Origin of the sequence: Paraburkholderia suaedae (assembly GCF_040812055.1) — a bacterium.
Taxonomy (GTDB): domain Bacteria; phylum Pseudomonadota; class Gammaproteobacteria; order Burkholderiales; family Burkholderiaceae; genus Paraburkholderia.
The window spans coordinates 271490-286681 of the sequence record NZ_JBFOAH010000004.1 but is presented as its reverse complement, the minus strand read 5'-3'; the positions used below and the strand labels follow the sequence as shown (position 1 = coordinate 286681).

Genomic DNA, 15192 nt, shown 5'->3' with positions numbered 1-15192 from the left:
ACTACTGCCTGACTATTCGACAGGAACCGTCAGGCCTTGCCGATGAACGGGCTGAACGGCACCGGCTTCTCGATGTCTTTGGACTTCCACATAATGTCGAAGCCCTGAGTCGCGTTGATCGAGCCGATCATGTCGCCACGCCACAAGTACTGGGTGGAAGCGTCCATCTTCACTGTGTAACCCGCCGGGTCGACCATCGACTCACCCGCGAGCGCCTTGCGCACCGCGTCCGCGCTGGTGGACTGCGCTTTTGCGACAGCCTGCGCCCACAGATTGACACCGAGATAGGTCGACACCATCGGGTCGATGACCATGTCCGGCCGATGCTTCAGGTTGTGCGCGCTGACGTAGTTCTTCCAGTCGCTCTTGAATCGGCGATTCTGCGGCGTATCGACGTTCTGGAAGTAGCACCAGCAGCTGAGGTGGCCCACCAGTGGCTTCGTATCGAGACCTTCCAGATCGCTGTCGACCACGTCGAGGCCCAGGATCGGAATATCGGTTGCGCGCACGCCTTGATTGATCGCTTCCTTGAACATCGCCGGAATCGAATCGCCGACCACGGTCATCACGACGATGGCCTGGCCGCCCGGTTGCGCAGCGAAATCCTTGATGTCGCGCACGATCGTCTGGAAGTTCGACTGCCCGAATGGAACGTAATGTTCGCGCCATGCCGAGTCAGGAATGTTCTTCGTCTTGAGATAGCCCTTGAGCATCTTGTTGATCGTGCGTGGCCACACGTAGTCGCTGCCGATCATATAGAAGCGCCTGGCGCCGCCGCCCTGGTCACTCATCAGGTAATCGATCGCCGGGAGCACTGAGCTGCTCGGCGGCGAGTTCAGATAGACGACGTTCTTCGACTGCTCTTCTCCTTCGAAGTGAAGCGGATAGAACAGCAGACTGTCCTGCGACTCGACCACCGGCAGCACCGATTTGCGCGACACCGACGTCCAGCAGCCGAATAGCGCCGCGCATTTGTCGCGCAGGATCAGTTGCTTGGAGAGCTGCGCATACATGGGCCAATCCGACGCCGGATCGACCACGACACCCTGAAGCTTGCGCCCCAGCACGCCGCCCTTGGCGTTGATCTGATCGATCGTCATCAGTGCCGTATCTTTTAGCAGCGACTCGCCGTTAGCCATCGTGCCCGACTGCGAAAACAGCAAGCCGAGCTTGATCGGATCGCTGGCTCCCGCGGCAAACGCAGCCTTAGGTAGCGCAGTGCCCGCAGCGCTCACCAATCCGGAGCCCACTGCCGACAGGAAGGTACGTCTTTTCATTTGCTTCACTCCGACATGGATTAGAAATCGCAAACGCAAAAAGCCCGAAACCAGACATGCCGGTTTCGGGCTTTTTTGGCCGGTGCTGCTCGAGACGCCTTTGTCTTGAGCAGCGAAATGGATGCTATGGACCCCCGTTGATTACGGCGAGTCAGCGCGACTCTATAAGCAATGGCTATGCCAGAGTGCATAGTCCATCCAGTTGAGTTCCGCGAAACCCTTGGTGATCCGCAATATGAATTGATCAGTTGCGTTCTGGTCCAAGCGGAAGGCATCATAAATAAAGCAGTCTGGGTGGCTGAACGGCTGAAACCGCACAGAAAGAGTGCGCGCGCGCCCCGGCGACGTGCCACACGCACAAGCAGTGAACTTCCCCACATAGCGACCATTGGTTTTGACGAATGACCCGAATTGATGCCGGCCGTACCTCGGAGCCAATCAGAATTGGCGTGCTCTACTCGCGCTCCGGCGTGACGTCAGCCGCGGAGCTCACTCAACTGCAAGCCACCATGCTTGCGGCGGAGGAGATCAATCGCGCAGGCGGTGTGTCAGGACGCGAGATCGAACTCGTCTGTCTGGATCCGCGATGCCAGCCGCGGCGTTATTCCGACCTCGCGGAACAACTGATTCTCGAACACCGGGTTCGCGTCATCGTCGGCTGTTATATGTCCAGCACGCGCAAGGCGGTCATTCCGATTGTCGAACGGCACAATGCGCTGCTCTTCTATGCGACACCCTATGAAGGCTTCGAATACAGCCGCAATGTCATCTACACCGGCGCGGCGCCCAATCAGAACACACTGCCGCTCGCCGGTTTCATGCTCACGCAGTTCGGCTCACGCGTGAGCATGATCGGTTCAGACTATGTGTGCCCCTACGAGTCGAACCGGGTGATGAGCGATCTGATTCTCGAACGCGGCGGAGAGAAGGTGGACGAAACCTATCTGTCGCTCGATGCGCCGTGGGAAAGTTATCTCGACGTCGCAAAGCGGATCAAGCACCTCGCACCCGACTTCATTTTCTCCACGGTAGTCGGCGAAGGCATTCCGCATCTGTACCGCGCGTTTGCGCAAGTCGGGCTCGATCCGTACCGCACGCCCATCGCCAGCCACATGACCAGTGAAGCCGAAATCGCCGTAATGGGAAACGACCTCGCTCAAGGACACATCACGTCGGCCGCGTACTTCCAGAGTGTGGATACAGTCGCGAACCATGACGCCCTCGCCCGCTATCGGGCCCGCTTCGGCGACGATCAGCCGGCCAACATGTGCTGGGAAGCTTCCTATTTCCAGATGCATCTGCTCGCGGATGCGATCCGCCGCGTCGGTTCCGACGACCCGACGCTGTTGCTGCGCGTGTTGCCCGGACTCGAGTTCGACGCGCCGCAAGGCCGCGTGCGTATCGACGAGCACAATAACCACACCTACCTGCATCCGTTGATCGGCCGGGTCGACGCGCACGGCCGTTTCGACATAATCGGACGCGCGCCTGAACGCGTGAAGGCGGACCCCTACGTCGTCTCTCACAGCACGCCAGCGTGGACCTCGCACGCGCATCCTCAACTTGCACGCGCGGGAGCGGATCGATGAAGCGGACCGCGCAGACACCGGCGATCCTGCGCGACCTGCGTTCGCTAAAAGTCGTTGTGATTCATCCGCAGGATCAGGATGGCGATGAATTGCTCGCGCAGCTTCAGCGTATCGGCTGTGACGTGCAGGTATGCTGGCCGCGCCTCGACAGCCTGCCTCCCGACACCGGCCTCGTCGTCATGGCGATGCGTCCTGAGGTGCTGTCAGTCGATTATCCGTGGCTCGGAACCAGCACCTCGCCGCCGGTGATTCCGGTCGTGACCTACGAAAATCCGATCATCATCGAAGCGGTGCTGCAGTTGAATGCGTTCGCGACGATACCGTCGCCGGTTCGCTCGTTTGGGTTATTGACCGCCATCGCCGTCGCGCTCACGCAATTCAAGGCATCCCGCGCGCGCGAACGATACATCGAGCGGCTCGAGCAGAAACAGGCGAAGGTTCGGGTGATCCAGCAAGCCACGCGGATCGTAATGGACTCCCGCGGCCTGTCTGAAGAAGATGCGTATCAACTGCTGCGCTCCAAAGCCATGCTGATGCGCGAACAGATCGAGACAGTGGCCGGCGACATCGTCAAGGCACATCAAACCCTGAGTTTCTAACGTCGACAGGGTGACGTCGCGCAGGCGCAATGAGAGTTCGGAGTTTGCGCCGGCAGCGACCACCGAACACGGTCTATCATCCCGCGCGCACCGCGTGCGACCCTGGCGCATTGATCCAGGTCGATGGCGGCAAGCATCCGTGGTTAGAGAAGCGGACGCCCCGATGCACGCAGATGGTGTACGTCGAGGGCCGGACAATCAGCCGAATGAGACAAAAATCTGCGGGCAGTCGCTTGAGGAGCCGCTTGCGCACAAGCGCGACAGCTCTGGGACGAGCCCACATTCAGCGAATCTGCAAGTTGTCGATTGTCATATAGTCATCTAGACGATGAAGCACCATCACCTAACTGTCACATAGGCTTCCTAGAATGTCGCAGACGTTCCGGCGCCTGCCGGATGCATTGACGGGGTAAGCATGGACGCAATCCACATCGAACGCCTCAGCAAGACGTTCAAGAACGGCCGTAAAGCTCTCGACGATATCGATCTGTGCGTCGCGCCCGGCGAGATGGTGGCCCTGATCGGCGCCTCCGGCTCGGGCAAATCGACCCTGCTGCGGCACATCGCGGGTTTCACCGTCTCCGACGCACAGCCGTCGCAGATCTCGATTCTCGGCCGCCCCATCCAGCAGAACGGCCGCCTCGTGCGTGAGGTGCGGCGGATTCGCCGCGATATCGGCTTCGTGTTCCAGCAGTTCAATCTTGTCAACCGGCTTTCGGTCGAGACCAACGTGCTCATCGGTGCGCTCGCGCGGCTGCCTTGGTGGCGCCGCGTGACCGGCCGTTTTCCAGGCAGCGAACGGGCGCTGTCGTCTGCCGCGCTGCGCGAGGTCGGCATTGCCGAACACGCACAGGAACGCGCGGCGAACCTCTCCGGCGGCCAGCAACAGCGCGCGGCCCTCGCGCGTGCGCTGGTGCAGCGGGCCCGCATCGTCCTCGCGGACGAACCGATTGCGTCGCTCGATCCTGAATCGTCGCGCCGCGTGATGGAGATGCTGCGCACGCTGAACCGCGATCACGGGCTGACCGTGCTGGTGTCGCTGCATCAGGTCGAAATTGCGATGCAGTACTGCCCTCGCACCGTCGCCCTGCGCCACGGCAAGATCGTCTACGACGGGGCCTCGGCCGCGCTTACGGCCGATCTGTTGAAACGGCTCTACGGCGACGACGCTCGCGAACTGCTCGAAGAAACCGATAACGGCCTCGCGCAACGACATGCCGATTCCGCCCCGTTGCCGCGATACTCCTTTGCACTCGATCCTGCACACTCTGCCTGAAATACCGCGTCGCTCCGATTCACTCTGTTTTGCCAACTGGATCAAACCCAATGAAATTCCTGCGCTCACTGATCGCCGGCGCCGCTGCACTTGCGTGCGTCACTGCCCACGCCGAAGATATCAATCTCGGCATCATCTCGACCGACTCGTCCACGGTGCTGTCGCAGCGCTGGCAGCCGCTTGTCGACGACATGAGCAAGCAAACCGGTTTGCACGTCAAGGCGTTCTTCGCGACTGACTACGCCGGCATTATCGAGGGCATGCGCTTTAACAAGGTGCAGGTCGGTTACTTCGGCAATGCGTCGGCGATGGAAGCCGTGGATCGCGCCAACGGCGAGGTGTTTGCCAAGGTCACCTATGCGAACGGCGACTCGGGCTACAAGTCGGTGCTGATCACCAACGTGAACAGCCGCTTCAAGACCCTCGACGACGTCTTCAAGAATACGAAGGATGTGACGCTCGGCTTCGGCGATCCCAATTCGACGTCGGGCACGCTGATTCCCGGCTACTACCTGTTCTCCCAGCACAATGCGCCGGTGAATACCTCGTTCAAGGCAGTGCTACCGTCGAGCCATGAAGCGAATCTGCTGGCTGTGGTCAACAACAAGATCGACATTGCGACCAACAACACGGAGATGCTCGATTCGCTGAAGAAGGATCATCCGGACAAGTTCGCCCAGGTGCGCGTGCTGTGGACTTCGCCGCTCATCGCATCGGACCCGCTTGTCTGGCGCAAGGACCTGCCGCAGGCTACCAAGGACAAGCTGCGCACCTTCTTCCTGAACTACGGCAAGACCGACCCGCACGAAAAGGCGGTGATGGCCGCGATTACAGGCTATAGCGGCTTTGCGGCGTCGTCGGATGCGCAACTGCTGCCGGTCCGCCAGATCGCGCTGTTTCAGCAGAAGCAGAAGATCGAGGCCGACACGCATCTGTCCAACGACGAGCGCAAGACCCAGCTAGCCGCGCTGGATGCCAGGGTGAGCGCGCTGAACGCGGCTGCATCGAAGCAATGAGCGCGGCCGATCTGAGTACCGCGCGCCCGACGCCCCCGGTAGGCGCGCCGCCGGGCGCTCTTGTGGGCAAGCGCAGCTGGCTGTCTCTGCTAGGCTGGGTTGCCCTTATTGCGGTGCTAGGGGTGGGCTGGCACGGAGCGGATATGCGGCCGCTCGATCTGCTGGAGGACTCCGGCAACATGGGTCAGTTCGCCAAGGACTTTTTCCCGCCGAACTTCGCCGAGTGGCGCACCTATCTGCACGAAATGTATGTGACGCTGTCGGTCGCGGTGTGGGGCACGGTACTCTCGCTCGTGTGCGCTGTACCTTGCGGGCTCATGTGTGCGCGCAACATGGCGCCGCAGTGGGTCGTACAGCCGGTGCGCCGCCTGATGGACGCATGCCGCGCGATCAACGAAATGGTGTTCGCGATGCTTTTTATCGTCGCCGTCGGGCTGGGTCCGTTTGCGGGTGTGCTGGCGCTCTGGGTGCACACCACCGGCATACTGGCCAAGCTGTTCGCCGAGGCAGTGGAAGCCATCGATCCGCGTCCCGCCGAGGGCGTGCGCGCGACCGGCGCGACGAGCCTTGACGAGATCATCTATGCAGTGCTGCCGCAGGTGCTGCCCTTGTGGATCTCGTATGCGCTGTACCGCTTCGAGTCGAATGTGCGCTCGGCGATGGTAGTCGGCATGGTCGGCGCGGGCGGGATCGGCGTGGTGCTGTACGAAGCGATCCGCTCGTTCGACTATGCGTCCACCTCTGCCGTGCTAATCATGGTTATCGTCGTCGTCACGGCAATCGATCTGGCCTCCGCGTGGTTGCGCGCAAAGGTCATCTGAGGACTAAGCGGGGCCGGCCGTGCCTCGGGGGCTCGTCGCCGCAGCGGCTATTCCTTCTGTCGCGGCCGGCTTGCCCGCGGCCCCAACGATCAGTACTTCCATCCGCGTCGCGCTGCCCGGCATGGTGGCGGGCGACTTCCCTTCGGAAGCGCGCCCCCTCAACGCGTGACCCGGCGACGTGCAATCTATTCGAATGACCACGCGCTTGCGAGCGCGACCGGAACGACGCCCAATTGCCGTCACCAGTCACGTTCTTATCCGATACAAAACTTTGCCGCGCCGCTGGTTCCCCGTCGGAGCACGGCCCATCAAAGTTCCTTAGCCGCCACTTCGAGCACCAGCTCGACGAACGCGCGGCCGGCATCTTCGAGCGCGCCGGAATTGTCGATGGTGGTCAGGCGCACGCCATCCGGCAGCGAGAACGGCGCGCGGCGCGCGAGCCTTGCCGCTACCTGTTCCGCACTCTCCCGTGCACGCCTGCCGAGACGCGCCTCCAGCAATTCAGGCGCGGCGTCGATATGGACCACATTTGTGGCGGGATAGCGTTCGAGCGTGCGGTGCAAATGCTGACGCGAGCCGTTGACGACGACGGCGCAGCCGCGCGCGAGCCACGTATCGAGCTCGATGCCGATGCCGTAACGCAGCCCGTGGCTCGACCAGTCGAGCGCAAAGAGACCGAGCGCCGAGCGCAACTCGAATTCTTCGGCGGTAAGCGCAACGTGCTGCTCGCCATTGCCGCTCGGCCGCGTGATGTAACGATGCGCAAACACGATCGGTTCACTCTTCACGCGATCACGCGCAAAGCCAAGCACCGAGTCCTTGCCCGCGCCCGACGGACCCATCACATAGATCAAACAGCCGTTCATTGCTTCTCCACGTCGGCGTTCTGAAACGGTAAACGCTGCCACAGCACGAAGGACTGGCCAGGTGCAGGCTCGACAAACAGCGCTGCGCTGTCGACAACCAGCGGACCGAGTTGCGTAATCCGCTGCTGCCACCAGGCGACCAGCGCCGCGCGCTCATCCGCTGCGTCGAGCGAGTTGGACAGCGTCATATGAAAACGGAATTCGTCGAACACGTATGGATAACCCCATTCGACGAGCAACGAACGCTGACGTTCCGTCAGCGGCGCGGCCAGACGTCGCGCACGCTCGGCGGCGGACGGCTTCGCACGCAACCCGCCGAGCGTGCGCAGCGCATCGGACGCGAGCGCACGCATGTCAGCTTCCCCAGCGGAAGTCGCGGGCTGCAGTGCGACGAAATCCCCAAGTGTCGCGGCTTTCACCGGCAACACGAAAGCCCGCTGCCGGTGCGACCAGCGGCGCGCCTGATCCAGCATCTCGCCAGGGCTTACGCCGTCAGTCAGACGAAAAGGAGCGACCAGCGTGCCATGCCAGCCATAGCGACGCGGCGTTCCGATGAGTTCGCTTACCGCGCGTGCGAGCGTGTCGGGCTGCGGTGGCGTGTACGCGACGCCGTTTTCCACATCGCCGCCCAGCCATTCGCAGCCGGCCTGCCACCAGCCGGACGCGCGCGACGGCGCGTAATAGACCGCAAAACGCGCGTCGGCCGACCATTCGACCGCTTCATTGACCACCCGGGCAGCCGTGCTCATACGTCGTGTTCCACCATCAGTTGCACGCGATCGGCCGCGAAGTGCGTCACGCCATATTTGATCGGCGTGCCCTGCACATCGACATCGACGTTCTCGACCCACAACACCGGCTGCTGCCGGTTGATGTTCAGCCGTCGCGCCACTTCCGGCTCGGGCAGCACGCTGCCGATGCGGCTCCATTTGCGCAGATAGTCGGCCACACCGAACTCAGCCAGCGCCCTGGTAATGCCGCCGGTGCGCTCCAGCACCTGAGGCAGATCCGGGAAACGCGCAGCCGGGTACCAGTTGCGCGCAAAGGTGAGCGGCACGCCGTCGGACTCATGCAACGATTCGATCCGGTAGACCTGCGCGCCGGCACGCAGACCCAGCGCCTTCGCCACGTTCGGCTCAGCCTTGACCCGCACCGCCGACAGCATCGCGCCGCGCGCCGCATGATGCTGCTGACGCAGATTCTCGGTGAAACGCGTACGGCGGCCGATCGTGTAGTCGATCGCGCCCGGCTGCACGAAGGTGCCGCGCCCCTGCTCTACGCTGACAAGACCTTGTGCGGCAAGCCCCAGCATCGCGCGTCGCACGGTATGGCGGTTGACGTCGAAACGCCTGGCCAGCTCGCCTTCGCTCGGCAGACGCCCATCTTCGCCGAAACCGCTGGCCGCTATCTCGGCAGCGAGAATTTGCTCGATCTGCCTCCACACGGCGACCCCTGCGCCACGTTCGAGCTGGACGCCCGGCGCGACGGTATCGTTCGATGTCATGGTGCTGTCATTCCCTTCGGTTCAAATGTTCGTCGTGACATGCATTGTAGTGCGCGACCCGTGATGGAAATATGAAAACCAGGTAGCGCAAGCAGTATCATTTTACCTATAGACGTCTAGACGTTTAGATGAATATGTGCTCCACTAATGACTCGCTGGATCGACAGGAACACCGATGAGTGCCTCTTTCGCCTCACCTTCCTCCGCCTCGCGGCGCGCATGGATGGCCGTGTTGGCGCACACGCCGTGCGTTGAACTTGAAGCCGCATTGAACCTGGCGCTGGACGGCGCGACCCCACCCGAATTTGACTGGCTGCGGCCGCCGGAAACCGGGCTCGCGATGGTGCGCGGCCGCATCGGCGGCAGCGGCGACGCATTTAATCTCGGCGAAGCCACCGTGACCCGCGCCACGCTGCGCTTGCGTCAACCCGCCGGGCACGCGCCAGTTGGCGTCGCATGCCATCTGGGCCGCGACCGCCGCCGCGCTGAGCTCGCCGCGCTCGCCGATGCGCTGCTGCAGTTGCCGGAACGACACGCGACTCTGCGTGAACACATGATCGAACCACTCTCCTTGCGCCTGGCGGAGCAGCGTGCGGCGCGCCGCGACGAGGCCGCGTCGACACGCGTCGAATTCTTCACGATGGTGCGGGGCGACTAATGGAAAACGCGACGGACAACCCAATGAACCTTTCACAGATTGCGCTTTCCACGCTGGCGCCAGGTTTTGCCGATCCGGTCCACGATACGCAGGCTGTATTCCGCACGTTGCTCGATGCGCTGTCGCGGCCGGGCACGGTGGGCGTCATCGAGAATGTGCTGCCTGCGGCACAAGCAACGGGCACGCATCGGTCGCGCGCCGATCTCGCTGCGTTCGCGGCGCTGCTCACCCTGTGCGACTACTCGACGCCCGTATGGCTTGCGCAACCCGACGCAGCCTTGGCCGCGGCGCTGCGCTTTCACACCGGCGCACCGCTCGTCGACGACGTCCATGAAGCCGCATTTGCCTACATTCACGATACCGCGCTGTTGCCCGAGTTGGAGCACTTCTCGCTCGGCGCTGCGCAAGCGCCTGAACATTCGGTGACCTTGCTGATTCGCGTCGATGCGCTAACGGGCGGTGCGCCGGTCGTGTTGAGCGGCCCGGGCATCGAGCACACTGCGACCGTCTGTCCGGTTGGACTGCCTGAAAATTTCTGGCGCCAACGCGCCGGACTCGCGCCGCTGTTTCCGTGCGGCATCGACTGCTATCTCGTCTGCGGCAGCACGCTGATCGGCCTGCCGCGCACAACTCAAGCGAAGGTGAACTGATGTACGTAGCCGTCAAGGGTGGAGAACGGGCGATCGAAGCATCGTGGCGTCTGCTAGACAAATCGCGCCGCGGCGATACGCGGTTTGCTGAACTGAGCGTGGCGCAGATACGCGAGCAACTGCGTCTTGCGGTATCCCGCGTGATGACCGAAGGCTCGGTGTATGACGAAGATCTTGCTGCACTCGCGATCAAGCAGGCCGCCGGCGATCTGGTCGAAGCAATCTTCCTGCTGCGGGCGTATCGCACCACGTTGCCGCGTTTCGGTTACACGCAGCCGCTCGACACCGAAGCGATGGTGGTCGAACGCCGCATCTCCGCGACCTTCAAGGACGTGCCGGGCGGCCAATTGCTCGGCGCGACTTACGATTACACGCAGCGTCTGCTGGATTTCACGTTGATGGCTGAAGCGCAGGCTGCGGGCAACCACGCTGATATGAGCGCCGAGCGTGAGCGCGTCGCGGCGAAGCCGGAAGCCATGCCGCGCGTTGTCACGCTGCTGAACAAGGAAGGCCTGATCGAACAGGAATCGCCAACGCCGGGTGCCGCGGAACCCGGCGACGTGACGCGCGAACCGCTCTCCTTTCCGGCAAGCCGCGCGACGCGTTTGCAAAACCTCGCGCGCGGCGACGAAGGCTTCCTGCTGGCAATGGGCTATGCGACGCAGCGCGGCTACGCAAATTCGCATCCGTTCGCAGGCGAGATCCGGTTCGGCTCGGTGACAGTCGAAATGGAACTCGACGAACTCGGTGAAGCGGTCGAAATCGGCGAGATCGACATCACGGAATGCCAGATGATCAATCAGTTCGCCGGCAGCGGCGAGGTGCCGCCCGCTTTCACCCAAGGCTATGGCCTCGCCTTCGGCCATTCGGAACGCAAGGCAATGGCAATGGCGCTGGTGGACCGCGCGCTGCGCGCCGAAGAGCTCGGCGAAACGCTCGCGTCCCCCACCCAGGACATCGAATTCATGTTGTCGCACAGCGACAATGTCGAGGCCTCGGGCTTCGTCCAGCACCTGAAACTGCCGCACTACGTCGACTTCCAGGCGGAACTCGAACTCGTGCGCCGCTTGCGGGCGCAGCACGCTGCGCAAGCATCACAAACGGATCACGATGAGAATCAGCAGGAGCAAGCCGCATGAACGCGCCTGAAACGCAACTCGCCGCAGCGCCGTTCGACAGCGCAGCGCAAGGCTACAACTTCGCCTATCTCGACGAACAAACCAAACGGATGATTCGCCGCTCGCTGCTGAAGGCGGTGGCGGTGCCAGGATACCAGGTACCGTTCGCTTCGCGCGAAATGCCGCTGCCCTTCGGCTGGGGCACCGGCGGGATTCAGGTAACCGCGGCAATCATTGGCCGCCGCGATACGCTGAAAGTGATCGACCAGGGTTCGGATGAGACCACCAACGCGGTCAATATCCGCCGCTTCTTTGCACGCACTACCGGCGTCGCGACCACGCGCCGCACGTCGGAAGCGACCATCGTGCAGACCCGTCACCGGATTCCGGAGACGCCTCTCACCGACAAGCAGATCCTGGTCTATCAGGTGCCGATGCCCGAGCCTTTGTACCGGCTCGAACCGCGCGTCGCCGAAACCCGCAAGCTGCACGCGCTGGCCGATTACGGTTTGATCAGCGTGAAGCTGTATGAAGACATCGTGCACCACGGCGGCATTGCCACGACCTACGACTATCCGGTGATCGTCAACGGGCGCTATCTGACTTCGCCCTCGCCGATCCCGAAGTTCGACAATCCGAAGATGCATATGAACCCCGCGTTGCAATTGTTCGGCGCCGGACGCGAGCGCCGCATTCACGCGATTCCGCCGTACACGCCTGTGCGCAGCCTCGACTTCGACGATCACCCGTTCGAAGTGCAACGCTGGGATCATGCGTGCGCGCTGTGCGGCTCGAAAGAGAGCTTTCTCGATGAAATGATCGTCGACGATGCGGGCAAGCGCATGTTCGTGTGTTCGGACAGCGACTACTGCCATGACCAACGCAAACAGCAGGCAGACAGTAAAGCTGAAGGAGAATCCGCATGACACCGCTGCTGAGCGCCCGCGCCATGACGAAGCAATTTGGCGGCCGTAACGGCTGCAGGAACGTGAGCTTCGACCTTTATCCGGGCGAAGTGCTGTGCATCGTCGGCGAATCGGGGTCGGGCAAGACCACCCTGCTGAACACGCTGGCACTGCGCAGCGAAGCCGATGGCGGCACGCTGCACTACAACGCCGCGCATGGCGAGATGCTCGATCTGCGGGAGCTGTCCGAACCGCGCCGCCGTCTGCTGATGCGCACCGAATGGGGTTTCGTTCAGCAGAATCCGCGCGACGGCCTGCGCAGCGGCGTCTCCGCCGGCGCCAATATCGGCGAGCCGCTGATGGCGGTCGGCGCACGCCACTATGGTCAGATTCGCCGTACCGCGACGCAATGGATGGAGCGGGTCGAACTCGACTCCGCGCGCATCGACGAATTTCCGGCCGCGTTTTCGGGTGGCATGCAGCAACGTTTGCAGATCGCCCGCAATCTCGTCACCGGGCCCCGGCTTGTGTTCATGGATGAGCCGACCGCCGGTCTCGACGTGTCCGTGCAGGCACGTCTGCTCGATCTGCTGCGCACGTTGACGAGCACGCTGCATCTGTCGGTGCTGATCGTCACACACGATATCGGCGTGGCGCGACTGCTCGCGCATCGTTTGATGGTGATGCAAGGCGGTGAGGTCGTCGAATCAGGCTTGACCGATCAGGTGCTCGACGATCCGCAACATCCCTATACGCAAACGCTCGTTTCTTCCGTCCTGCCGGTTTGAGGTTCATGATGTCGTCCATCGAATCACGCGCCTCCGAGCGCGCTTTCATCGAAAACCCGGCGCTGATGCTGCGCGCCGTCAACATCGGCAAGACGTTCACGTTGCACGCCCAGGGCGGTGTGCAGATCGAAGCGCTCGCTGGCGTGTCGCTCGACGTCGAACAGGGCGAATGCGTCGTGCTGGTCGGGCCGTCCGGCGCGGGCAAGAGTACGTTGCTGCGCTGTCTGTACGGCAATTATCTGGCGAGCGCCGGTTCGATCGCGATCCGCTCCGACGACGATGAAGCCAGGCACGTCGCCATTACCGGCGCCGAGCCCCATGACGTGCTGCGCCTGCGGCGCAATGTCGTCGGCTATGTGAGTCAGTTCCTGCGCGTGATTCCGCGTGTCACGGCCCTCACGCTGGTCGCCGAGCCGCTGGTCTCGCACGGTGTCGCCGAGGACGAAGCGCGCGAGCGCGCCGCTGCGCTGCTGGCGCGGCTCAAGGTGCCCGAGCGGCTGTGGTCGCTCGCACCCGCGACGTTTTCCGGCGGCGAGCAACAGCGCGTGAACATCGCGCGCGGCCTGATCGCCGGGCATCCGTTGCTGCTGCTCGATGAGCCGACGGCATCGCTCGACGCTGAAAATCGTGCGGTGGTCGCCGATCTGATCGTCGAAGCGCGCGAGCGCGGTGCCGCGATCGTCGGCATCTTTCACGATGAAGATACCCGCACCAAAGTGGCCACACGCCGCCTCGAACTCCAGCCACCGCTGCGTCATGAAGCGGCGCTACATTGACTTTCAATAGCAGACTCACTACGGAGCATGTAGATGTTGATCAGGAACGCGCGCATCGTGACGCGAGACGAAGTATTTACGGGCGTGGTGCGCATAGAAGACGGCAAGCTCCGCGACGTGGAACGCGGCACGACTTCCGCGCCCGAAGCCGAAGACTGGAACGGCGACTATCTGCTGCCCGGCCTGATCGAACTGCACACGGATAACCTCGAGAAGCATCTGGTGCCGCGCCCGGGCGTACAGTGGAACACGGATGCCGCCTTCGTGATTCACGACGCACAGGTTGCCGCGGCCGGCATCACCACCGTGTTCGACTCGCTTGCAATTGGCTCGCGCTCGGATGAGGGATTGCGTGGCCGCGAATTGCAGACGCAATGCGCCGAAGCGCTGACGCGTTTCTCCGAGCGTCAATTGCTGCGTGCCGAACACTTCTTGCATCTGCGCTGCGAAATTGCGACCGCGGATGTCGTCGAAGTGTTCGATTCGTTGTGCGCCCATCCGTTGCTGCGGCTCGCCTCCGTGATGGATCACACGCCGGGCCAGCGGCAATGGCACGACCGCGACCAATGGCGCCGCTTCCAGGAGCGCAACGGCAAGCTGAGCGACGAACACGTCACGACGGCGCTCGCCGAACTGGCCGACGAACAGCAGCGCTATGCCGATGTGCACCGGCACGCGATCGTCGCACGTTGCAAGCTGCTGGGCGTGCCGGTGGCGAGCCACGACGACACGCTCGTCGAGCATGTTGAACAGGCCGCTGCGGAAGGCATCGTGCTGGCCGAATTCCCGACCACGCGCCGCGCCGCCGAAGCCGCGCGCGAGTATCGCATCTCGACGATCATGGGTGCGCCCAACATCGTGCGAGGGGGTTCGCACTCGGGTAATGTATCCGCGCTGGAACTCGCCAAGGCCGATTTGCTCGACATCCTGTCGTCCGACTATGTGCCGTCCAGCCTGTTGACCGCGGTGTTCGAACTGGTCAACAAGGCCGGCTGGAAGCTGCCGCGAGCGATGGCTACCGTGTCGGCCGAGCCGGCGCGCGCTGCCGGCCTGCATGATCGCGGCGTGATCGCGCCCGGTCTGCGCGCTGACTTCGTACGGGTGACGATGCTCGATGCGCTGCCCGTGCCGCGCGCGACCTATCGCGCCGGCGCGCGAATCGTCTAAGCGGGGGGCGGCTGGTCACGGCGGTACTGTCATGTTGTGGGCAAGCAAAGGGCGTGCGGCAACAATGGCGGACATGAGACGAACCGCCCAACTGCACCGCACGGCCGCCTTGCTCTTTCATAGCCGGTCGGCCGCCTTGGCGCGAGGCGACAAGTGGCACCCCGATGCAGCAGTGGTCACGA

Annotated in this window: 16 protein-coding genes; 12 read left to right on the top strand and 4 right to left on the bottom strand. The window is 62.9% G+C overall.

Features of this window, described 5'->3' with window-relative positions:
* Nucleotides 1-29: 29 nt before the first annotated feature.
* Nucleotides 30-1277 (bottom strand): urea ABC transporter substrate-binding protein, encoded by a 1248-nt coding sequence (locus ABQJ48_RS08590; protein WP_367837316.1) that lies wholly within the window; start codon nucleotides 1275-1277, stop codon nucleotides 30-32.
* 401 nt (nucleotides 1278-1678) lie between these two features.
* Between ABQJ48_RS08590 and ABQJ48_RS08585 the strand changes: the two genes are divergently transcribed.
* From ABQJ48_RS08585 to phnE, 5 genes are all read left to right on the top strand, one after another.
* On the top strand, nucleotides 1679-2866 hold the full coding sequence (locus tag ABQJ48_RS08585) for a transporter substrate-binding domain-containing protein (protein WP_367837315.1): 1188 nt from the start codon (nucleotides 1679-1681) through the stop codon (nucleotides 2864-2866).
* Complete coding sequence (locus ABQJ48_RS08580) at nucleotides 2863-3465, top strand: ANTAR domain-containing response regulator (RefSeq protein ID WP_367837313.1); 603 nt, start codon at nucleotides 2863-2865, stop codon at nucleotides 3463-3465. Before ABQJ48_RS08585 ends, ABQJ48_RS08580 begins: the two co-directional genes overlap by 4 nt.
* A 415-nt stretch (nucleotides 3466-3880) precedes the next feature.
* Nucleotides 3881-4741: a phosphonate ABC transporter ATP-binding protein gene (gene phnC / locus ABQJ48_RS08575; RefSeq protein WP_367837311.1), complete on the top strand. Its 861-nt coding sequence runs from the start codon at nucleotides 3881-3883 to the stop codon at nucleotides 4739-4741.
* 50 nt (nucleotides 4742-4791) lie between these two features.
* Entirely contained in the window at nucleotides 4792-5757 is a 966-nt protein-coding gene (gene phnD / locus ABQJ48_RS08570; protein ID WP_367837309.1) for a phosphonate ABC transporter substrate-binding protein, read from the top strand.
* A complete protein-coding gene (gene phnE / locus ABQJ48_RS08565) occupies nucleotides 5754-6578 on the top strand; it encodes a phosphonate ABC transporter, permease protein PhnE (RefSeq protein ID WP_367837308.1) in 825 nt (274 codons plus the stop codon). Before phnD ends, phnE begins: the two co-directional genes overlap by 4 nt.
* Nucleotides 6579-6886: 308 nt before the next feature.
* Here phnE and phnN read toward each other — a convergent pair whose 3' ends face one another.
* Genes phnN through phnF form a run of 3 tightly spaced genes read right to left on the bottom strand, consistent with a single transcriptional unit; the run spans nucleotide 6887 to nucleotide 8948 of the window.
* Nucleotides 6887-7444 carry a phosphonate metabolism protein/1,5-bisphosphokinase (PRPP-forming) PhnN gene (phnN, locus tag ABQJ48_RS08560; protein WP_367837307.1) on the bottom strand — a complete coding sequence of 186 codons (558 nt, stop codon included), beginning with the start codon at nucleotides 7442-7444 and terminating at the stop codon, nucleotides 6887-6889.
* Complete coding sequence (locus tag ABQJ48_RS08555; protein WP_367837305.1) at nucleotides 7441-8193, bottom strand: DUF1045 domain-containing protein; 753 nt, start codon at nucleotides 8191-8193, stop codon at nucleotides 7441-7443. Before ABQJ48_RS08555 ends, phnN begins: the two co-directional genes overlap by 4 nt.
* Nucleotides 8190-8948, bottom strand: a complete 759-nt coding sequence (phnF, locus tag ABQJ48_RS08550) for a phosphonate metabolism transcriptional regulator PhnF (RefSeq protein WP_367837303.1) — start codon at nucleotides 8946-8948, stop codon at nucleotides 8190-8192. Before phnF ends, ABQJ48_RS08555 begins: the two co-directional genes overlap by 4 nt.
* Before the next feature lie 175 nt (nucleotides 8949-9123).
* On the opposite strand from phnF, the gene phnG reads away from it, so the two are divergent.
* Genes phnG through ABQJ48_RS08515 form a run of 7 tightly spaced genes read left to right on the top strand, consistent with a single transcriptional unit; the run spans nucleotide 9124 to nucleotide 15010 of the window.
* Nucleotides 9124-9606, top strand: a complete 483-nt coding sequence (phnG, locus tag ABQJ48_RS08545) for a phosphonate C-P lyase system protein PhnG (protein WP_367837301.1) — start codon at nucleotides 9124-9126, stop codon at nucleotides 9604-9606.
* A 23-nt stretch (nucleotides 9607-9629) separates the two neighbouring features.
* A complete protein-coding gene (gene phnH / locus ABQJ48_RS08540; protein ID WP_367837299.1) occupies nucleotides 9630-10256 on the top strand; it encodes a phosphonate C-P lyase system protein PhnH in 627 nt (208 codons plus the stop codon).
* Complete coding sequence (locus ABQJ48_RS08535; RefSeq protein WP_367837298.1) at nucleotides 10256-11395, top strand: carbon-phosphorus lyase complex subunit; 1140 nt, start codon at nucleotides 10256-10258, stop codon at nucleotides 11393-11395. The genes phnH and ABQJ48_RS08535 overlap by 1 nt, the downstream gene beginning before the upstream one ends.
* Nucleotides 11392-12300: an alpha-D-ribose 1-methylphosphonate 5-phosphate C-P-lyase PhnJ gene (locus ABQJ48_RS08530; protein ID WP_367837297.1), complete on the top strand. Its 909-nt coding sequence runs from the start codon at nucleotides 11392-11394 to the stop codon at nucleotides 12298-12300. Before ABQJ48_RS08535 ends, ABQJ48_RS08530 begins: the two co-directional genes overlap by 4 nt.
* Nucleotides 12297-13067, top strand: coding sequence for a phosphonate C-P lyase system protein PhnK (gene phnK / locus ABQJ48_RS08525; protein WP_367837295.1), 771 nt, complete (start codon nucleotides 12297-12299; stop codon nucleotides 13065-13067). Before ABQJ48_RS08530 ends, phnK begins: the two co-directional genes overlap by 4 nt.
* Before the next feature lie 8 nt (nucleotides 13068-13075).
* Nucleotides 13076-13843: a phosphonate C-P lyase system protein PhnL gene (phnL, locus tag ABQJ48_RS08520; RefSeq protein WP_473094112.1), complete on the top strand. Its 768-nt coding sequence runs from the start codon at nucleotides 13076-13078 to the stop codon at nucleotides 13841-13843.
* Between the two features lie 33 nt (nucleotides 13844-13876).
* The gene (locus tag ABQJ48_RS08515; protein WP_367837293.1) at nucleotides 13877-15010 is read left to right on the top strand and encodes an alpha-D-ribose 1-methylphosphonate 5-triphosphate diphosphatase; all 1134 of its coding nucleotides are present in this window, start codon (nucleotides 13877-13879) and stop codon (nucleotides 15008-15010) included.
* The last annotated feature ends 182 nt before the right edge of the window (nucleotides 15011-15192 follow it).

Bases quoted from the DNA above. Each gene is read 5' to 3' on its own strand.
- ABQJ48_RS08590 (WP_367837316.1), bottom strand. From the start codon at position 1,277: ATGAAAAGACGTACCTTCCTGTCGGCAGTGGGCTCCGGATTGGTGAGC.
- ABQJ48_RS08585 (WP_367837315.1), top strand. From the start codon at position 1,679: ATGACCCGAATTGATGCCGGCCGTACCTCGGAGCCAATCAGAATTGGC.
- ABQJ48_RS08580 (WP_367837313.1), top strand. From the start codon at position 2,863: ATGAAGCGGACCGCGCAGACACCGGCGATCCTGCGCGACCTGCGTTCG.
- phnC (WP_367837311.1), top strand. From the start codon at position 3,881: ATGGACGCAATCCACATCGAACGCCTCAGCAAGACGTTCAAGAACGGC.
- phnD (WP_367837309.1), top strand. From the start codon at position 4,792: ATGAAATTCCTGCGCTCACTGATCGCCGGCGCCGCTGCACTTGCGTGC.
- phnE (WP_367837308.1), top strand. From the start codon at position 5,754: ATGAGCGCGGCCGATCTGAGTACCGCGCGCCCGACGCCCCCGGTAGGC.
- phnN (WP_367837307.1), bottom strand. From the start codon at position 7,444: ATGAACGGCTGTTTGATCTATGTGATGGGTCCGTCGGGCGCGGGCAAG.
- ABQJ48_RS08555 (WP_367837305.1), bottom strand. From the start codon at position 8,193: ATGAGCACGGCTGCCCGGGTGGTCAATGAAGCGGTCGAATGGTCGGCC.
- phnF (WP_367837303.1), bottom strand. From the start codon at position 8,948: ATGACATCGAACGATACCGTCGCGCCGGGCGTCCAGCTCGAACGTGGC.
- phnG (WP_367837301.1), top strand. From the start codon at position 9,124: ATGAGTGCCTCTTTCGCCTCACCTTCCTCCGCCTCGCGGCGCGCATGG.
- phnH (WP_367837299.1), top strand. From the start codon at position 9,630: ATGAACCTTTCACAGATTGCGCTTTCCACGCTGGCGCCAGGTTTTGCC.
- ABQJ48_RS08535 (WP_367837298.1), top strand. From the start codon at position 10,256: ATGTACGTAGCCGTCAAGGGTGGAGAACGGGCGATCGAAGCATCGTGG.
- ABQJ48_RS08530 (WP_367837297.1), top strand. From the start codon at position 11,392: ATGAACGCGCCTGAAACGCAACTCGCCGCAGCGCCGTTCGACAGCGCA.
- phnK (WP_367837295.1), top strand. From the start codon at position 12,297: ATGACACCGCTGCTGAGCGCCCGCGCCATGACGAAGCAATTTGGCGGC.
- phnL (WP_473094112.1), top strand. From the start codon at position 13,076: ATGTCGTCCATCGAATCACGCGCCTCCGAGCGCGCTTTCATCGAAAAC.
- ABQJ48_RS08515 (WP_367837293.1), top strand. From the start codon at position 13,877: ATGTTGATCAGGAACGCGCGCATCGTGACGCGAGACGAAGTATTTACG.